Consider the following 19352-nt stretch of genomic DNA (forward strand, 5'->3'; position numbering starts at 1 on the left):
CCAGTGATTCAGGTCAGGCAATTATCAAAACATTACAAACAGCTAAAAGCCGTCGACGACGTGAGTTTTAATGTTGAAAAAGGCCATTGTTTTGGTTTGCTGGGTCCTAACGGCGCGGGCAAAACGACAACCATTGAAATCATGGAAGGCATATTGACCCCTACTTCCGGAACCGTTGATTTTCAGGGGCTGAGCGCCGGTGAAGTGAATCAGTATATTGGTATTCAGTTTCAACATACGGCACTTCAGGATTATTTAACGGTTAAAGAAACGCTGGCTTTGTTTAAAGCCTTTTATAAACATTCTCTGGACGTCGACACCTTAATTGAATGGTGTGACCTCGAAGACATCATCGATCGAGACAACCGTTTACTATCCGGCGGCCAACGGCAGCGATTATTATTGGCTCTGGCATTAATTAACGATCCGCAAATCGTATTTTTGGATGAGCCGACAACCGGTCTGGATCCGCAATCGCGGCGGCACTTCTGGCAGCTGATTGATAATATTAAAGAGCAACAAAAAACCGTGATCCTTACTACCCATTATATGGACGAAGCAGAGCGGCTCTGTGATCAGATAGTGATCATGGATCACGGTAAAGTGATTGAACAGGGGGCCCCGAAGGATTTATTAGACCGACATTTTAATCGGGTATTCCTGACCCTGCCGGCGGTTGATATTGATATCGGAGAGCTCAACAAGATTCTCGATGATGACGAATGGCATATTAGCCAACAGCGTGTCGAGATTGTCACCGAACATGTCGAAAGTACCGTTAAACGTTTGATATCGGCACAGATCCCATTAACCGGTTTACATGTTAAATCTGCTAATCTCGATGATTTATTTTTGAAACTTACCGGCCATAGTTTGCGAGGTTAATTGTGTTTGATTTACATCGATTCTGGGCGGTAGTTAAAGCAAGAAATCTCGAATTCTTTCGCGACAAGTCTTCACTTGGTTGGAATTTGCTGTTTCCGGTATTGTTGCTGGCGATATTTGCATTGGTATTTTCCGGTGATGGCCGCTCGGTTTATAAAATCGGCGTGCTTGATAAAGATCCCCAAACCTTAACGTTTCTGGAGACCCGATACATTGATTTTATTGACTACCAACAATTGGATAAGGCGAAAATTAAGCTTCAGCAACATGAAATTGATTTAGTTATTGATCAGCGAAAATCTGAATATTGGGTTAATGAAGAATCCCCGAAAGGCTATCTGGTGGAGAAGATGTTGCTAAGTGAAGAGCAAGGCTTCACCAGGCAGGTTACCCAGGGACGAGCCATTCGCTACATCGATTGGGTGTTGCCAGGGATCCTTGGCATGAACATCATGTTCTCCTGTTTATTCGGTGTTGGCTATGTGATTGTTCGTTACCGGAAAAATTCCGTGCTTAAACGATTAAAAGCGACACCATTATCGGCGCTTGAATTTGTTGCCGCACAGCTCATTTCCCGTTTGTTTATCGTTTTATTCATGGCAAGCATTGTGTATATCGGCTGCGATTTCGTTTTCGATTTTTACATGTTGGGCAGTTACGTCGATTTGTTTATTGTCGCTCTGATTGGCGCCATGAGCCTGATATCCTTAGGCTTGGTGATTTCTACGCGAAGTAAAAGTGAGGAATTGGTTGGCGGCTTATTAAATATGGCCACCTGGCCAATGATGCTGTTATCAGGTGTTTGGTTTTCGTTAGAAGGGGCACCGCAAATCGTAAAATCCATTGCTGCGGTATTTCCACTGACACATTTAGTCTCAGCCGGACGAAAGATAATTACCGAGGGGGCAACCCTGGTCGATATTCAGATGGAGCTTTGGATAATGTTAGGGATGACGTTAGTGTTTTTGGTGATGAGCGCTTATTTATTTAGCTGGGATGGCGACAGGTAGTTCACCATCCCAATTCTAATCAGGACTATTGAGCTTTGCTCAAGCAATGCTCAATAGATACCGCCAATAATTCCTTCGCGTTTTGTGGCTCTTGAGCTTCCTGCACATATTCATTGGTCGGCGTTACTTTATCGCCCCACTTAATGAAAGCGGCTCCCCAGGTTAAACCGGCACCGAATGCCGCACTCATAATGTTATCACCTGGTTTCACCTTGCCTTGCTCCAATGCCTCACATAGAGCGATAGGAACCGTCGCCGCTGAGGTGTTACCGTAATGTTGAATATTGACCATCACCTGGTCATCACGAAGTTTAAGCTGCTTTTGTAAGGTTTCGATAATGCGAACATTGGCCTGGTGCGGAACCAGCAAATCAACGTCTTCCACATTGATACCGGTTTGTTGAAGCACGGTTTCCGTTGCCTGTCCCATACCTCGAACGGCGCGTTTAAAAATATCCGGACCTTCAAAGGAAATATCTAATGCCGAAGGAGGATTTACGTAGCGATCCATATCGGTACCGAAATTGTTAATCGATAAGATATCGCGAGCGTTAGAATCACAACCTAATTTGGCATTAAGCAAACCACATTCTTTATCGGTAGCTTCAAGGATAACGGCTCCAGCACCATCTCCAAACAATACAGCGGTATCGCGCTTTGCCCAGTTAATAAACCAGCTCATGCGCTCGGCACCGATAACCAATGCCTTTTTCGCCGCGCCAAAGCGGATCTGCGCCGTAGCATTTTGCAGGGCATATAAAAAGCCGGTACACGCTGAACTTAAATCGAAACAGGCAGCATTATTAGAGCCGAGAATTTGCTGTACTCTCGAGGCGGTATTTGGCACTAAGGTATCTGGACAGGACGTTGCGACAATAATTAGATCCAGTTCATCGGCTTCAATACCGGCGCTTGCTAATGCATGCTTTGCTGCCAGGGCAGACATTTCAGCAGTATTAATGTGGGAAATGCGACGTTCTTTGATGCCAGTACGGGTTGTGATCCATTCATCGGAGGTTTCGATAAAGGTGGCTAAATCGTCATTGGTTAGCGTGGCAGGTGGCGTATATTTACCCCAACCTGTGATTTCTGCATATTGCATAACAGCATCCTGGAAATTACCTGTGTCCAGACATCAGGTAAACAAAACTACGAATAATTTGATAGTTTAATGACAAATGTCGACAAGTTAAAGGAAAAGAAAGACAAATATCAGACAACAGACAACGGATTAGACAACAGACAACAGACAACAGACTACAGAGTTTCGATGTTTAAGGCGAGTTTGCTTTTTCTGCCGTCTGCCGTATGTGCACTGTACTCTCGGATAAGGCGACTAACTAAACCCTTATCCGAATAAATTTCAGACAACAGAGTTTAGATGGTTAGGGTGAGTTAGCTTTTTCTGTAGTCTGCCATCTGTGCACTGTATTCTGGGGATAAGGCGACTAGCAGGAGCCTTATCCTAGTAAACAACAGACAGTGGACTGCAGACAACAGAGTTTAGATGTTTAGGGTGAGCTTGCTTTTTCTGCCGTCTGCCATCTGTGCACTGTATTCTGGGGATAAGGCGACTAGCAGGAGCCTCATTCAAATAGATTTCAGATAGCAGAGTTCAGAGGATTAAATGTTTAGGATGAAGTTGTTTTTTCTGCAGTCTGCCATCTGTGCACTGTATTCTCGGATAAGGCGACTAGCAGGAGCCTTATCCTAGTAAACAACAGACAGCGGACTGCAGGCAACAGAGTTTAGATGTTTAGGGTGATCTTGCTTTTTCTGCCGTCTGCCATCTGTGCACTGTATTCTGGGGATAAGGCGACTAGCAGGAGCCTTATCCCATCAAATAAATATACACAGCCAAAAAGTGACAAACACTACCGGCCAGCACAAACACATGCCAAATCGCATGATTAAATGGGATCTTCTTAATGGCGTAGAATACCGCGCCTAGGGTATAAGCTGCGCCGCCGCTGGCGAGAAGAATCAAACCGCCGGTTGCGACATTGGCAATCATTTCCGGCATCGCGATAACGACCAGCCAGCCCATAGCCAGGTAAGTTGCCAACGATACCTTCGGGAATCGTTGTTTGAATATCAGTTTGAAGAAAATGCCAGCGATGGCCAGCGTCCAAACGATGGATAAAATAGCGTAGCCCCAGGCACCTTCCAAGGAGATTAACATAAATGGGGTATAGGTGCCGGCGATCAATAAATAAATAGCACAATGATCCACTAACTTTAACACCGATTTCACCGACGTATGGGTAATGCTGTGATAAAGGGTTGATGCCAGAAATAACAGGATCATCGACGTGCCGTAGATGATCGCACTGGTCAATTGTGCGGCATTGGTAGCGACAATAATCATTAATGTAAGAGCAGCAACACTTAGTAGCGCACCAACACCATGGGTGATTGAATTAACCAGCTCTTCGACTAATGAATAGCCTTGACGCAGGTTCTGCTGGAGATTTTTTTGAATGCTTTGTGTTGACATAAACGCGCCTGAGAATTTCCGAGAATAATACCAATCACATTAAATTATGCAGTCATGTGCAGGGGATTTCAAATGAAGTTTCGGTGAATACCGAGGTCAGCGGATAGAAGGGCTACCGGAAGCTAACCTCATTCGAGCTCCCGGAAACCCAACGCTATTCACAAGACGTGATTTGGGATGTTTAACTATCTGTTAGCTAGGATATAGATTTAGGACTCTTCCAGCAGATACTCAAGCGAGTTTTCGTAGCTTAGAAGTTCTTTTTCCAGAGCAAGTTTTTCCTTAAATTGTTCTATCTCGCGCCATTTTCGCTTCTTGCTAGTTTTAGTTTTAGTTTTACCTTCGACAATTTCCATTAAGCTCTCAATTGGATCCATAATATTAGCTCCTGCTGATTACAATTGATTACAATGACACTTCGTTAATATCACAAAAAAAAAATGAAGAAAACTATTAATTGCAAAAAAATTAAACAAAAAAAGCGGTTAAAAACCGCTTTTTTTGACCATAAATTATTCTAATGTTTTGTTTTACAACAAGTTGCGCAATTTTTCTTCAAGTTTAATTTGGTCGGCGGTAAAACCTCGAATACCTTCCGCAAGCTTTTCCGTTGCCATCGCATCTTCATTCATTAACCAACGGAACTGTTTCTCAGATAGTTTTTCTCCAGGAGCTACCGGAGAGTCATTATCATTAAGTTTTTGAGTCACAGTCTCTGTTGATTCTTCCAGCTCTGCTAACAAGGCTGGACTGATAGTTAGGCGATCACAACCGGCAAGCTCTAAAATCTCATCTTTGTTTCTGAAACTTGCACCCATCACAATGGTGTTGTAACCATGCTGTTTGTAATAGTTATAAATGCTGGTTACCGACACCACGCCTGGATCTTCAGCTGCCGGGTAGGAATCTTTACCGGTAGATTTTTTATACCAGTCAAGAATGCGGCCCACGAACGGTGAAATCAAAAATACTCCGGCTTCAGCGCAAGCCTGAGCCTGAGCAAAGCTAAACAGTAAGGTAAGGTTACAATTGATACCTTGCTGCTCAAGAATTTCTGCGGCGCGAATACCTTCCCAGGTAGATGCAATCTTAATCAGGATTTTGTCTTTGCTGATACCATGTTGTTCATACAAACCAATGAGCTTTTGCGCTTTGGCAACGGTGGCTTCGGTATCAAACGATAAACGTGAGTCCACTTCGGTGGAGATTCGGCCAGGGACAATTTTTAGAATTTCAACACCAGTTAATACCGAAAACATATCTGCAGCTTCAGAAATCTGCTCGGCTTCGTTCTGAGCCTGGCTTTTACCAAACTCGATTGCCTGTGCCAAAAGGCTTTGATAACCCTCTAGATCCGATGCTTTAAGAAGAAGTGATGGATTGGTCGTCGCATCCTGAGGTTGAAAACGGGCGATCGCGTCTACGTCGCCTGTATCAGCAACAACGGTGGTCATTGCCTTTAATTGAGATAACTGATCGGTCATTGTACTGTCCTTAATGAATGTAGCTGCAGCCATTGAAACGAAAAACGTATGCCTTTACAAGCGCTAATAGAGTAAATAATCGAATATATTATGATAATTGCCAAATGTGACGGATCAAAAGTTACATTTGCTTGGTATTTACAGCTAAGGCTTATTGGCGACGTTAACGTTGCACTTCTTGGGCGATCCTTTTTTAAACCGATCGTGATATAGTCTGTCGATATCTAAGAATTAATGGAACTTAGCGAATGCTTATTGTTGTATCACCTGCAAAAAATCTTGATTATGAATCGCCTCTCAATACCCAAGCGTACAGCCAACCAGAATTACTAGATGACAGTCAGGAGCTTATTGAGCGTTGTCGTCAGCTAACCCCTGCCGATTTAGCATCATTGATGTCTATCAGCGATAAACTTGCCGGGCTAAATGCGGCAAGATTCGGCGAGTGGAGCCTGCCGTTTAATCAGGACAATGCCAGACCTGCGGTATTAGCGTTCAACGGTGATGTTTATACAGGATTGGATGCAAAAACATTCAGCGATGACGATTTCGATTTTGCTCAGCAAAACCTACGAATTCTTTCTGGCCTATATGGCGTTCTGCGTCCATTGGATTTAATGCAGGCCTACCGTTTAGAGATGGGTACTAAGCTGGATAACAATCGCGGCAGCAACTTGTATCAGTTCTGGGGCGAGATTGTTACCGATAAGCTTAATGAAACCCTGGCTGATGAATCTGATCCAGTGTTGATTAACCTTGCCTCGAATGAATATTTCAAAGTGGTGAAAAAGAAAAAGCTCAATGCTGAAATTATCACTCCTGCCTTTAAAGACTGGAAAAACGGCGAATATAAGATGATCAGCTTTTTTGCCAAAAAAGCTCGTGGCTTGATGGCTCGTTATATCATCCAGAACCAAATTACTGAGGTTGAGCAGTTGAAAAACTTTGACCTTGACGGTTATGGGTATAATCAGGCGCTATCTACCGATGCGGTGCCGGTGTTTACCCGGAAGCAAGTAGACTAAGAACGCTCACTGCGTTTGCGTTCTGTCATCGACGACAGACTAACGTCGAGAGAAGACCTGAGTTGTTCAGGTCTTCGGGTGGCAGCTAACGCGGTGACAACGAAGGGCCTTGATTGTTGTTGAGGCTAATTTAGGTTGGGATAACTATAGTGAGCGATCTATAGTCATTCAATTACACGACGACATACATTAATGCACCCAACAATTGCTTATACATGAGCGTAAATAAACACGCTATATCCGGTAAATACAAGAAACAGTATTATTGTGTATCGAAAATATTGTTTTTCAGAGACTGTTGTAGGCTTTATGGATTGCCTAAATGGTGAAGCTGTCAAGTAGTCGTTAAAACGATATATCGAGGCCTTAAGGGTTGTAACCGTGGAAAATCATTCTTTTTTTTACTGGAAATATTTCGGATATATATTATTGGCGTTCGTCATTATCTCCGGTTTTTCTATTTTTCAAAAATTCTTAATTGAAAAATTTCCTAACCATGAGGAATTAATAACATTTGTAATACTTTTTTGTTTGTTGCCCGTGTTATTGAAGTTTTTCATTAAACCATTTTTTGAATTATGTGAGGAAAAGAAAGGACGTAAACGTTCCTAACCTCGAAAATAGCACTCTCTCTATGTTAAGGGAGTGCGTTTTCCTAACTTAAAAAGCTCAGTTGAATAAATGGATTTTATCGATGCATTTAAAAACTTACACAAATTTATGCTCGCAAATTGATTTTGAGGAGGTATCAAATTGATTTATCAATCAATACAGAAAAGCCTCAAGTCATGTATGGTAATTCAATTAAGATATTTTTTTGTACTTACCTTAGCTTTTACATCTTTTATGATCGTCGGCTTATTATTTTATTGGCTTATCGATAAGAAATTGATTATAGGTACTTTTCACTATTTATTTGCAGCTTTCGTTTTATTTATCGTTCTATACAGATTTGGTTTAGCAGCGTGGAATTGTTATTCCAATAGCAATGTAGGATTTATCGAAATTTCAGGCTCGAAATTATCATATAGCTACCTCAATAATGATATCGAACTGGATCTACAACTTCTTGATGAGATTAAGTTATTTAACATAGCAGGAAATAAAGATCTCTTCCTTAGGCAAAATGATAAGGAGCTCACAATTTTCCTAAATGAATACGATAGCGGATTGAAGAATGAGATCTCTAATCGTATGAGAGAAAAAATCCATAAAGCCAACATTATTGAATGTATACAATATATAATGAAGCCATAGAGAGACTCTAATTCATTGCATCGCTAACGTAGTCCCCCCCCAATTAATTAGCGCCTAAAAACTTTTATATTAGAATTTGCTAACGGGCCGAATTTGGCACTTTTTGACCCATTTATCAGTAAGTCAAGATTCCCTGTCGTGGCAGGGAATGACTCAAGGGGATGCTTTTGCTAGGAACAACGTGTGCCCGGAGCTGATTAAATCAGCTTGCTCGGAGTGACGTTTTCCGTCACGTACTCGGAACAATCTTTGATTGTGTACTCGAAGTGACGTTTTCGACATGTTCAGCATACTGGCAAATCCATGGCCAAATCCGATGTAATCCTCACCGACGAAGTCCTCTACGACAGCGTCCTCACCGACGCAGTCCTCTACCTAGAGATTTAAACTCCCGCCTTACTTCTTCTTGGCCGCTTTTTTCGCTTTCTTCGCCTTCTTCGCTGCTTTTTGCTTTTTGCTCAGGCCGGCGTTTTTCTTCGCTGTGGTTTTTGGCTTTTTCTGTGGTACTCGGGCTTCTTTGTGTTGTGGGCGAAGCTCTTCGATAACGCGGCGGCGCAGGCGCTCGTCGATGTAGCGCTCAATTTTACCAAGGGACGCCATGTCATGGGCTTCTACCAAAGAAATCGCCGTCCCTTTTTTACCGGCGCGGCCAGTACGGCCGATACGGTGCACGTAAATATCAGCTTTGCGTGGCATATCGAAGTTAATCACATGGGTGATTTCATCGATGTCTAAACCACGGGCCGCGATATCAGTAGCCACCAAAATATTGACTCGATTGTTCTTCACTCGGGCAACCGCAGCGTTGCGTTTGTCCTGCGGCATTTCCCCTTCAAGCCAGACATTCGCTAAATCATGGCTTTGTAGTTTTCCTGCTAAAAACTGCACCGTTTCGCGTTTATTAGCGAAAACAACCGCTCGTTTCACTTCCTCTTGCTGCAGGATGTTCAACAGCAGCTGAATTTTATGCTCCTTGCTGTCGGCAAGGTGGATCCATTGATGAGTTTTGGCTTTTTCTTTACGAGACGGATGCGATTCTAGAAATACAGGTTCGTTAAGAATGTCTTTTGAAAAGCGGATAATGCCAGCGCCTGCTAAGGTTGCGCTGAATAAAAAGGTCTGTTTACGCCATCTGGCTTCACCAGCGATACGGTTAATATTGTCAGCAAAACCCATATCTAACATGCGGTCGGCTTCATCGAGTACCAGAATTTCAATTTCTCTGGCATCGAACTGTTCGTTATCAATGTACTCGAGTAATCGGCCAGGGGTGGCGATCAATACATCGGTAGTACTGGTTAGAATTTCTTTGTGGGAACCATAATTCACCCCACCAGTAATTAAACCGCTTTTGATATTGGTGTTTTCGCTTAGCTGCTCAGCCTGTTCAAATATTTGCGTTGCTAGCTCGCGAGTAGGCGCGAGAATCAATACTCGAGGAAAACCCGGTTTGGTGCGCGGGTAGTCGAGTAGGTGCTGAAGACACGGCAGTAAAAATGCAGCGGTTTTTCCGGTACCTGTTGGCGCACTGGCGAGTACGTCTTTACCTGCCATTGCTTCCGGCAATACCAGCTCTTGGATAGAGGTTGGTTTTTTATACCCGGCTGATTGGGTGGCAGCAACGAGTTTATCGTCGAGATCAAACTGTTCAAACATGGTAAGAAGGTACCTTAGAAAGTAAATATGTGTTTCGTGTTCAGCGAGGACTCATTATAGGTGGTTACGCGTTGTTAATCCACGCAATGGGCATCTCTGAGAGTTTCGATATAGGAGTTAATTATGCTTGCAGATCAATAATTTCTTGCAGGATTTGCTGACACCATTGATCAATACGTTGCTCCGATAGGTCGTACTGGCATTCGTCATCCAGGGCAAGACCTACAAAATATTGCTGATCTTCTGTCAGCGCCTTTGACGCACTGAATTCATAGCCCTGATTTGGCCAGTAGCCAATGATAGCGGGGCCGCGCAGTATGACCTGCTCGTGCAACATGCCTAAGGCATCCTGAAACCATTCACCATAACCCTGTTGATCGCCCAATCCATAAAGGGCAACAACCTTATCGGTTAGATTTAATGACTCGATATCATCCCAGCTCGATTCCCAGTCTTCCTGTAATTCGCCAAAATCCCAGGTTGAGATACCAAAAATAATGATATCGAAGGCTTCGCATTCAGCCAGGGCTACGTCTTTTATATTGAAAATTTCTACCAGTTCAGCACCCATTGTGGCCTGAATCTTTTCAGCGGCCATCTCGGTGTAGCAGGTTGTTGAGCCGTAAAATAAGCCGATTTTCATGGTTAGAAACGATTGATGGAAAAAAACTGCGGCGATTTTAACAAGATCACCGGTGTCATGCCATGTTTTATGTTGCCAGTACGATAAAACGCTATGCTTATGAATGAAACACTTTTTTGGGGCAAGCGCAAAAGGCTTGTAATTTTTAAGTATAGCCAGTAATTTAGTTGCCCCTAATTCGGTCTAATGGCTGTCTAACAAACAATTAGATTTAGGACAAAAAGCGTAAACCGAAGGTTAGTTTAGGAAGATAAAAGTGAAGCTTAATATGACTTATTTAACTCGTGTATGGAAAAAGGCAATCGCCGTGACTTTGATGTCTGCGAGCCTTGTAGTAGCCAACACAGCAATGGCGCAGGACTTAACTGTAGAACAGGTGTCCAAGATTAAATCCAAACTGAGCAAACTTGGTTTGAATGCAGATTCGGTGCAAGCGTCGAAAATGGAAGGTCTGGTAGAAGTGTTAACCGACCAGGGGCTTTTCTATACTAGCAGCGATGGTAATTTTCTGATTCAGGGCAAAGTTTACGATATCGGTGGTGCACAAATTTCCAGCCTAACCGAATCGTCGCTTGCCAAAGTGCGAGTTCAGGGGATGACTGAATTCGAAGAATCGATGATCGTGTTTCCTGCGGAAGAGGAAAAATATGAGATCACCGTATTTACCGATTTGACCTGTGGTTATTGCCGTAAGCTGCACCAGCAGATGTCCGAATACAACGATTTAGGTATTACAGTTAGATATCTTGCATTCCCTCGCGGTGGTATCGGTAGTCAATCCTTTGTGGATATCAGAAGTGTTTGGTGTAGTGATGACCAACAACAGGCGATGACAGATGCTAAAGGCGGGGAACAGGTTCAGCAAAAAATTTGCGCCCAACCGGTTGCAGAGCAGTATGAGTTTGGACGCAAAATTGGCGTAAATGGTACGCCTGCGATCATGCTTGAAGACGGCAACATGCTACCTGGCTACAAAACGCCAGAACAATTGCAGCAAATTCTGCGTAGTATCCCTACAGCGAAAGCCGGTTAATATCGGTAATCACTTATCATGGAATGACCGTTAACTCTGGCGGCGTTCCATGATATTCTGGCTATCACTAAGGCCAACAACATTCCCTAATTCATGTCCAAAACCATTCGCAGGCGCGATCTGCCTGAAAACAACCCACTGCAACTTAGCGTTGATCCCTTAATTGCACGTCTTTATCTGAGCCGCGGTATTGAGCATCAAGGTGAGCTAGATATGGAACTTAAATCCTTGCTAAGCCCTGCCACCATGAAGGACCTGGAAAATGCCGGCGCGATATTGTTCAATGCTATTGAAACTAAACAGCGCATTATTGTCGTTGGTGATTTTGATGCAGATGGTGCCACCAGTACCGCGGTGATGATGGAGGGCCTGGCGCTGCTCGGCAGTCAAAATCATGATTTTTTGGTGCCAAATCGCTTTGAGTATGGTTATGGCCTGACCCCGGAAATTGCAGAAATGGCACTGGCTAAAGGGGCGCAACTGTTAATTACCGTTGATAACGGTATCAGTTGTATTCAAGGTGTTGAAACCGCTAAAAAAGGTGGTGCCAAAGTCATTGTCACCGATCACCATTTACCTGGTCAATCGATGCCGGACGCCGATGCGATTGTAAACCCTAATCAACGCGGTTGTGAATTTGTCAGTAAATCTATTGCCGGTGTGGGTGTGGCCTTCTATTTACTACTCGCTGTTCGTAAAGTGATGCGGGAGAATAATTGGCTGCAACAACAAGGCCTGGCGGAACCGAATTTGGCGCAATTATTGGATTTAGTCGCTCTAGGTACTGTAGCTGACGTTGTAAGTCTTGATCACAATAACCGGGTCTTGGTATCTCAAGGTATTAAACGCATCCGCTCGGGTTACACCCGTCCTGGCATTTTGGCGTTATTGGAAGTGGCGAAGAAAAACCCGCAGCGTCTGCAGGCCAGCGATTTTGGTTTTGCCATAGGTCCAAGGTTGAATGCGGCAGGGCGCCTTGATGATATGGCGCTTGGCATTCAATGTTTACTTGCCCGGGATTTAAATCAGGCAAGAGTCATTGCCATGCAACTGGATCAGCTAAATAAAGCTCGCCGAGAGATAGAGCAGGGCATGCAGCAAGAGGCTGAGAAAGTACTCACAAAATTAGATTTTGTCGGCCAATCTTTACCATCCGGAATCGCCTTGTATCAGGATGACTGGCATCAGGGGGTGATCGGTATTGTCGCCGGTCGTATTAAAGAAAAATATCATCGTCCGACCGTAGTATTTGCCGGTGGCGACGAAGGAGAAATAAAAGGCTCTGCCCGCTCCATTCCTGGATTGCATATTCGCGATTTACTCGAACACATCGATTCCCAACACCCGGGGCTGATACTGAAATTTGGTGGTCATGCGATGGCAGCCGGATTAACCATTGAGGAATCGAGCTTCGCCCAATTTCAAACCCTGTTTAATCAAATTGCTCATGCTTGGCTGACTCAGGATATGCTGGAAAACAGCGTAATAACGGATGGTCCTTTAACCATCCTGCAAATGACAGAGCAACAATGCGAAACCATAGAGCAAGCCGGTCCCTGGGGGCAGAATTTTCCAGAGCCAGTGTTTGATAATGAGTTTGAACTCGTGCAGCAACGATTGTTGGCTCAAAAGCATTTGAAGATGGTGGTTCGTTTTGAGAATCAGGTATTCGATGCAATCGCCTTTAATGTCGATACCACAGTCTGGCCAGACGATCAGGTTCGTCACGTACAACTGGCATATAAACTGGATATCAACGAATTTCGCGGCAAACGCAACTTACAACTTATGGTCGAGCATCTCGAACCCATTGGCTGATTTATCGCATGGGTAACCGAGGGTGAAAAATCTGCTATTTTTTAAGGATTAACCTGTCTTAGCGGTGTATTCCGCTTAGGGGATGCGCTACAATGCCCGACTATTTTGCTTTATATGTGAACAAAACGAGATTTTTTAAAAAGCAATGTTTGAAACCAATCCGATATTGAACAAATTAAAAGATATCCGCGAGCGCACTGATTTGCTTCGGGGGTACCTTTGACTACGATCAGAAATCAGAACGTCTGGTCGAAGTAAATCGTGAACTGGAGCTGCCGGACGTCTGGAATGAACCAGAGCGAGCCCAGGCTTTAGGCAAGGAACGCTCATCGCTGGAGTTGGTGGTAAAAACCATCGACGACATGGTTACCGGTTGTGAAGACGTTGAAGGTCTGGTGGAGCTTGCAGTTGAAGAAGACGACGAAGAGACCTTCACCGATGCCGAAGCCGAAGTTGAAGAGCTGGAAAAGCAGTTAGCAAAGCTGGAATTTCGTCGGATGTTCTCTGGCCCTCAGGATGGCAATGATTGTTATCTTGATATTCAGGCAGGTTCCGGTGGTACCGAAGCTCAGGACTGGGCGAGCATGCTGATGCGTATGTATCTGCGTTGGGGGGAAGCCCACGGCTTTAAAGTTGAAGTTATCGAAGAAACCGATGGCGATGTGGCCGGTATCAAAGGCTGTACCCTGAAGTTTGCTGGCGAATATGCCTACGGTTGGTTGCGCACCGAAACGGGCGTACATCGGCTGGTTCGAAAATCTCCGTTTGATTCCAATGCCCGTCGTCATACGTCATTTGCATCGGCATTTATTTATCCGGAAATTGACGACAGTATCGAGATTGATATCAATCCGGCGGATTTGCGTATTGATACCTTCCGGGCCTCTGGTGCCGGTGGACAGCACGTAAACAAAACCGATTCGGCGATACGTATTACTCACGAGCCAACCAACACTGTGGTTCAGTGTCAAAGCGATCGCTCACAACATAAAAATAAAGCTCAGGCGATGAAGCTGTTGAAAGCTAAGTTGTACGAGCTGGAAATACAAAAGCAAAACGAAGACAAGCAGGTCCTTGAAGAGGGCAAATCCGATATTGGCTGGGGTAGCCAGATTCGCTCTTACGTATTGGACGATAGTCGGATTAAAGATTTACGCACCGGAGTGGAAAGTCGAAATACACAGGCTGTTCTTGACGGTGGATTAGACCAATTTATTGAAGCCAGCCTTAAGTCTGGCCTGTAACTGAGAAGTGACAATGACTGAAATTGCCAAAGACGAAAACAAATTAATTGCTGAACGTCGTGCCAAGTTAGCGGCGATTCGCGAAAACTGTCCAGCCAATGGACACCCAAATGATTTTGACCGTGAGCACTATGCTGCCGATATTCAGGAAGCGCATGGTGATATGGATAAAGAAGCGTTGGAGCAAGCGGACTTAGAGTACGCCGTTGCTGGCCGAATTATGGCCAAACGTGGTCCATTCCTGGTTTTGCAGGATATGTCTGGTCGCATCCAGGCTTATGCTGATAAGACCGTTCAAAAAGATATCAAGCAGCGCTACGGCATGTTAGATATTGGCGATATCGTTGGCGTTAAAGGTAAGCTACACAAATCCGGTAAAGGCGATTTGTACGTCAACATGGAAGAGTATGCGTTACTGACTAAATCATTGCGTCCGCTTCCAGAAAAATTCCACGGTCTTTCTGATCAGGAAACCAAGTATCGTCAGCGTTACGTTGATTTAATCATCAATCAGGAAACCCGCGACACTTTCCAGGTTCGTTCGCAAATCGTTAATGGTATCCGTAAGTTCTTAACCGAGCGTAACTTCATGGAAGTGGAAACGCCGATGTTGCAAACCATTCCAGGTGGTGCAACGGCTAAGCCATTTGAAACCTTCCACAATGCTTTGGATATTGAAATGTTCTTGCGTATTGCGCCTGAGTTATATCTGAAACGTTTGGTAGTTGGTGGTTTTGAGCGAGTTTTTGAAATCAACCGTAACTTCCGTAACGAAGGTTTGTCGACTCGTCACAACCCGGAATTCACCATGATTGAATTCTATCAGGCCTATGCCGATTACGAAGATCTGATGAATCTGACCGAAGAAATGTTACGTACCCTGGCAGAGGACGTGATGGGTACGACAGTAATTCGCAACACAGTAAAAAATGCTGAAGGCGAAGTGACTGAAGAGAAGTTCTATGACTTCGGTAAGCCTTTCGTGCGTTTGTCGATGATGGATGCGATTTTAACCCATGCTCCAGAGCTGGACGAAGCCGTTATTCGCAACCCGGAAGAGCGCTTTGACGAGCTTAAAGCGATTGCTAAGCAAGTTGGCGTTAAAGAGCCAACTGGTGAAAACGTTTGGGGCGCTGGTAAGTATCTGTGTGAAATCTTTGAAGAAGTGGCCGAGCACAAGTTAGATCAGCCGACCTTCATTACAGAATACCCATGGGAAGTTTCACCACTGGCACGCCGTAACGACGACAACCCGTTCATTACTGACCGCTTCGAATTCTTCGTTGGCGGTCGTGAACTGGCAAATGGTTTCTCGGAGCTAAACGATGCTGAAGATCAGGCTGCTCGTTTCAAAAAGCAGGTTGAAGAAAAAGACGCAGGTGACGATGAAGCAATGCACTTCGATGAAGATTACATCACCGCACTAGAGTACGGTTTACCACCGACAGCTGGTGAAGGTATCGGTATCGACCGCCTCGTGATGCTTTTCACCGATTCACCAAGCATCAAAGACGTGATCTTATTCCCGCACATGCGCCCGCTAGCCGAATAAGCATCACCAATACCCAACACCTAAAAGGGAGCCTGTCGGCTCCCTTTTTGTTTTCCCAATGCCTTCAATAAAATTTTATCAAGACACCCACCGTAATCAGGCTTTGGTTTTAACAAGACACCCACCCTAATCAGGCTCTGGATTTAACAAGACCCCCACCGTAACCAAACTTTGGTTTTAACAAGACACCCACTGTAATCGGACTTTGGATTTAACAAGACACCCACCCTAATCAGGCTTTGGAATTATCAAGACACCCACCCTAATCAGGCTCTGGATTTAACAAGACACCCACTGTAACCAAACTTTGGTTTTAACAAGACACCCACTGTAATCGGACTTTGGATTTAACAAGACACCCACTGTAATCGGACTTTGGATTTAACAAGACACCCACCCTAATCAGGCTTTGGAATTATCAAGACACCCACCCTAATCAGGCTTTGGAATTATCAAGACACCCATCGAAACTAGGTCTTGAACATTAAGACACCTTCGGTTACCAAGCATTCAACGGCCTGTATCGAAGCAAGGAAGGGAAAATGAATTGCGTGTCCTTAATCGGAATCACGACTATTCTTAATAAATTCAATTTGTACCAGCAGATATCCTGAATTTTATAAGATGAGCCAAGCTAATATCCTTGTTCTTTTTGCCCATCCGTCTCAACACCGTTCTGAAGTCAATGCGCCAATATTCAAGTTGGCCAATACCAGGGATTATGTTACCGCTGTCGATTTATATGCAGAATATCCTCGCCTCAATATCGATATCGATAAAGAGCAACAGCGATTGCTCGCCCATGACATAGTAATTTTCCAGTTCCCTATTTATTGGTATTCCACTCCCGCCATTTTAAAAGAGTGGCAGGATTTGGTACTCGAATATGGCTTTGCCTATGGCCACCATGGCAAAGAGCTTGAGGGCAAAACCTTCTTATGTACCGTTACCGCAGGCGGTAGCAATGATGCCTATCGAAGAGGCGGACACAACAATTTTACGGTTCGTGAGCTTTTTCGACCATTAGAGCAAACCGCCATTATGACTGGCATGCATTATTTACCGCCATTAACCCTGTTTGGCAGTCGCACGGCTGCAGATGATGATCGCTTAAACCAACATTTAAATTACTGGCAAATAGCGTTGGAGAAATTACATCAAGGAGCTATCAATCCAGAAGACGCGGAGCACTTCGATACGTTGAATGAATACCTTGCTCAGCAAGGCTGGTGTGGTAGCGAAAACACAGGACAACAAAACCCTGCCGCGAATCCTGATAAGGGGGAAATGCTATGACTGTCTATTTTGTTCAGGCATTCATCTATCTTATCGCCGCGGTAATCGCCGTACCTCTGGCCAAAAAACTTGGCTTAGGCTCTGTGCTTGGTTATCTGATTGCCGGCGTGATCATTGGGCCGATGACAGGATTGGTTGGAAAAGAAACGGTAACCATTCAACATTTCGCTGAATTTGGTGTGGTAATGATGTTGTTTTTGGTTGGCCTTGAGCTGGAGCCGAAAATGCTTTGGCAAATGCGGCATCGGTTACTCGGGCTTGGTGGATTGCAAGTCAGTTTAACCACGGGGGCAATCACCTTGATTGCTATGTTTTTCGGCTTACCCTGGCAGACCGCTTTAGCTATCGGACTCATCTTTTCTCTATCATCGACCGCTATCGTGCTGCAAACCTTCAATGAAAAAGGCCTGACGAAAACCCAAGGGGGGCAAAACGCTTTTTCGGTATTGTTGATGCAGGATATTGCCGTGATCCCGATGCTGGCATTTTTGCCAATGCTGGCACTGCCTGAGATTGCAGAAGCAGCGGCTTCGGTAAAAGAGGCCACCGAACATCATGAGGAGCTCAGCCTGGTCGCGGGATTACCGAATTGGGCATATGCGTTGGCGATTTTATCGAGCATTGTCGGTGTCATTGTTATTGGCCATTACCTATCGCGGCCGCTTTTTCAATATGTCGCCAGTTCTCATCTTCGAGAGATTTTCGTCGCAACGGCCTTGGTTCTTGTCGTGGGCATTGCCGCTCTGATGAGTCTGGTAGGCTTATCACCAGCACTTGGTACATTTCTCGCCGGTGTCGTGCTTGCCAACAGTGAATTTAAACACGAGTTGGAATCCAATATTGAACCATTTAAGGGGCTGCTACTGGGATTATTTTTTATTACAGTTGGCGCCGGGATTAATTTTACAATCCTCGCCGATAACATAGTGGCGATAGTCGGGCTGACCTTGTTGGTGATGCTGATTAAAGCCGCAATTCTCTGGCTCCTGGCAATTATCTTTAAGATCAAAAACAGTGATCGTTGGTTGTTTGCGTTAAGCCTTGCCCAGGCTGGTGAATTTGGTTTTGTATTGCTGAGTTTTACTATTCAACAACACGTCATCGAGCTGCAAATGGCAGCCATACTTCAGCTGGTTGTGGCCTTGTCAATGTTCCTAACGCCTGTGTTGTTCATCCTATTCGACAAAGTTATTCTCCCAAGATATCAACAATTCAGTAATGAACAGGAGTTCGATGAGATAGAAGATAGGGGCTCGGTTCTCATTGCTGGTGCCGGCCGGTTCGGACAAATCGTCAACCGTCTGTTAGTTGCCAATGGCTTTAACACCATCTTGTTAGATCTCGAAGCCACGCAAATCGATAATATGCGCAAGATAAATATCAAAAGCTACTTTGGTGATGCAACCCGGCCTGAACTGCTTCACACCGCAGGTATTGATGAAGCCATGATGTTCGTTATCGCAATCGACAACAAAGAAAGTTCCGTGGAGCTAACGAAACACCTCAAGCATTCTCATCCAGATTTAAAAGTACTAGCCCGAGCATTCGATAAGGGCCACAGTTATCAGCTTCGTGAGGCTGGTGCCGATTATACCATTAACGAAACCTATTACTCCGCCTTAGAGTTAGGCTCCGAGGTCATGCGACAATCTGGGTTGCACCCATTTTTCGTTGAACATAAAAAGTCGGTATTTGAAAAAGTCGAGCAGGATGCGTCCGACGATCTTTATGAGAAATGGTCAAAAACGGAAGAAGAGCAATATGGCACCGATTATCAACAGCTGTTTATCCGGTTAGAAGAAATGATTAAGGCGGAAATGGGCAGAGATAGATTAGATAAGCACAGTGACTCTGAACGCGGTTGGACGCCGCCCCCGAAAGGTTACACCAAAAAATTATAACCTTCAGGCACCAGCAGTCAGCCGGTGCCCCAACCAAATCAGAGAACTGAT

Annotated in this window: 15 protein-coding genes; 9 read left to right on the top strand and 6 right to left on the bottom strand. The window is 44.5% G+C overall.

The genetic code is table 11. The features are described from left to right. The first annotated feature begins 3 nt into the window (after positions 1-3). Together FNC98_RS03455 and FNC98_RS03460 are read left to right on the top strand one after the other, a co-directional pair. Positions 4-885, top strand: coding sequence for an ABC transporter ATP-binding protein (locus FNC98_RS03455; protein WP_143579952.1), 882 nt, complete (start codon positions 4-6; stop codon positions 883-885). A gap of 2 nt (positions 886-887) precedes the next feature. Continuing rightward, positions 888-1895, top strand: coding sequence for an ABC transporter permease (locus tag FNC98_RS03460; RefSeq protein WP_143579953.1), 1008 nt, complete (start codon positions 888-890; stop codon positions 1893-1895). A gap of 25 nt (positions 1896-1920) precedes the next feature. Here the strand turns inward: FNC98_RS03460 and FNC98_RS03465 are convergent, their stop codons facing one another. The 4 genes from FNC98_RS03465 to tal all read right to left on the bottom strand — a co-directional run bounded on the left by FNC98_RS03465 (position 1921) and on the right by tal (position 5876). Then, positions 1921-2997 carry a ketoacyl-ACP synthase III gene (locus FNC98_RS03465; RefSeq protein WP_143579954.1) on the bottom strand — a complete coding sequence of 359 codons (1077 nt, stop codon included), beginning with the start codon at positions 2995-2997 and terminating at the stop codon, positions 1921-1923. A gap of 729 nt (positions 2998-3726) precedes the next feature. After that, complete coding sequence (trhA, locus tag FNC98_RS03470; protein WP_143579955.1) at positions 3727-4392, bottom strand: PAQR family membrane homeostasis protein TrhA; 666 nt, start codon at positions 4390-4392, stop codon at positions 3727-3729. 209 nt (positions 4393-4601) lie between these two features. Continuing rightward, a complete protein-coding gene (locus tag FNC98_RS03475) occupies positions 4602-4769 on the bottom strand; it encodes a DUF3545 family protein (RefSeq protein ID WP_143579956.1) in 168 nt (55 codons plus the stop codon). Between the two features lie 153 nt (positions 4770-4922). Continuing rightward, on the bottom strand, positions 4923-5876 hold the full coding sequence (gene tal, locus FNC98_RS03480) for a transaldolase (RefSeq protein WP_143579957.1): 954 nt from the start codon (positions 5874-5876) through the stop codon (positions 4923-4925). A gap of 248 nt (positions 5877-6124) precedes the next feature. Here tal and yaaA point away from each other — a divergent pair, with 248 nt between their 5' ends. After that, positions 6125-6901 (top strand): peroxide stress protein YaaA, encoded by a 777-nt coding sequence (gene yaaA, locus FNC98_RS03485; protein ID WP_143579958.1) that lies wholly within the window; start codon positions 6125-6127, stop codon positions 6899-6901. A gap of 1653 nt (positions 6902-8554) precedes the next feature. Here the strand turns inward: yaaA and srmB are convergent. Continuing rightward, complete coding sequence (srmB, locus tag FNC98_RS03490) at positions 8555-9814, bottom strand: ATP-dependent RNA helicase SrmB (protein WP_143579959.1); 1260 nt, start codon at positions 9812-9814, stop codon at positions 8555-8557. 121 nt (positions 9815-9935) lie between these two features. Further along, positions 9936-10457 carry a flavodoxin FldB gene (fldB, locus tag FNC98_RS03495; protein ID WP_143579960.1) on the bottom strand — a complete coding sequence of 174 codons (522 nt, stop codon included), beginning with the start codon at positions 10455-10457 and terminating at the stop codon, positions 9936-9938. A 268-nt stretch (positions 10458-10725) separates the two neighbouring features. Here fldB and dsbC point away from each other — a divergent pair, with 268 nt between their 5' ends. From dsbC to FNC98_RS03525, 6 genes are all read left to right on the top strand, one after another. Continuing rightward, positions 10726-11490, top strand: coding sequence for a bifunctional protein-disulfide isomerase/oxidoreductase DsbC (gene dsbC, locus FNC98_RS03500; protein ID WP_143579961.1), 765 nt, complete (start codon positions 10726-10728; stop codon positions 11488-11490). A gap of 93 nt (positions 11491-11583) precedes the next feature. Then, on the top strand, positions 11584-13308 hold the full coding sequence (recJ, locus tag FNC98_RS03505) for a single-stranded-DNA-specific exonuclease RecJ (RefSeq protein WP_143579962.1): 1725 nt from the start codon (positions 11584-11586) through the stop codon (positions 13306-13308). A 145-nt stretch (positions 13309-13453) separates the two neighbouring features. Then, positions 13454-14552, top strand: a protein-coding gene (prfB, locus tag FNC98_RS03510) for a peptide chain release factor 2 (RefSeq protein ID WP_143579963.1) whose coding sequence is annotated in 2 segments (ribosomal slippage) — positions 13454-13528 and positions 13530-14552 — 1098 coding nt in all. Because the reading frame shifts where the segments join, the coding sequence is not laid out codon by codon here. 13 nt (positions 14553-14565) lie between these two features. Next, positions 14566-16104 carry a lysine--tRNA ligase gene (lysS, locus tag FNC98_RS03515; protein ID WP_143579964.1) on the top strand — a complete coding sequence of 513 codons (1539 nt, stop codon included), beginning with the start codon at positions 14566-14568 and terminating at the stop codon, positions 16102-16104. Between the two features lie 624 nt (positions 16105-16728). After that, a complete protein-coding gene (locus tag FNC98_RS03520) occupies positions 16729-17400 on the top strand; it encodes an NAD(P)H-dependent oxidoreductase (RefSeq protein WP_143579965.1) in 672 nt (223 codons plus the stop codon). After that, complete coding sequence (locus FNC98_RS03525) at positions 17397-19301, top strand: monovalent cation:proton antiporter-2 (CPA2) family protein (protein ID WP_143579966.1); 1905 nt, start codon at positions 17397-17399, stop codon at positions 19299-19301. Before FNC98_RS03520 ends, FNC98_RS03525 begins: the two co-directional genes overlap by 4 nt. Positions 19302-19352 lie beyond the last annotated feature (51 nt).

The organism is Thalassotalea sp. PS06 (assembly GCF_007197775.1).
GTDB lineage: Bacteria > Pseudomonadota > Gammaproteobacteria > Enterobacterales > Alteromonadaceae > Thalassotalea_A.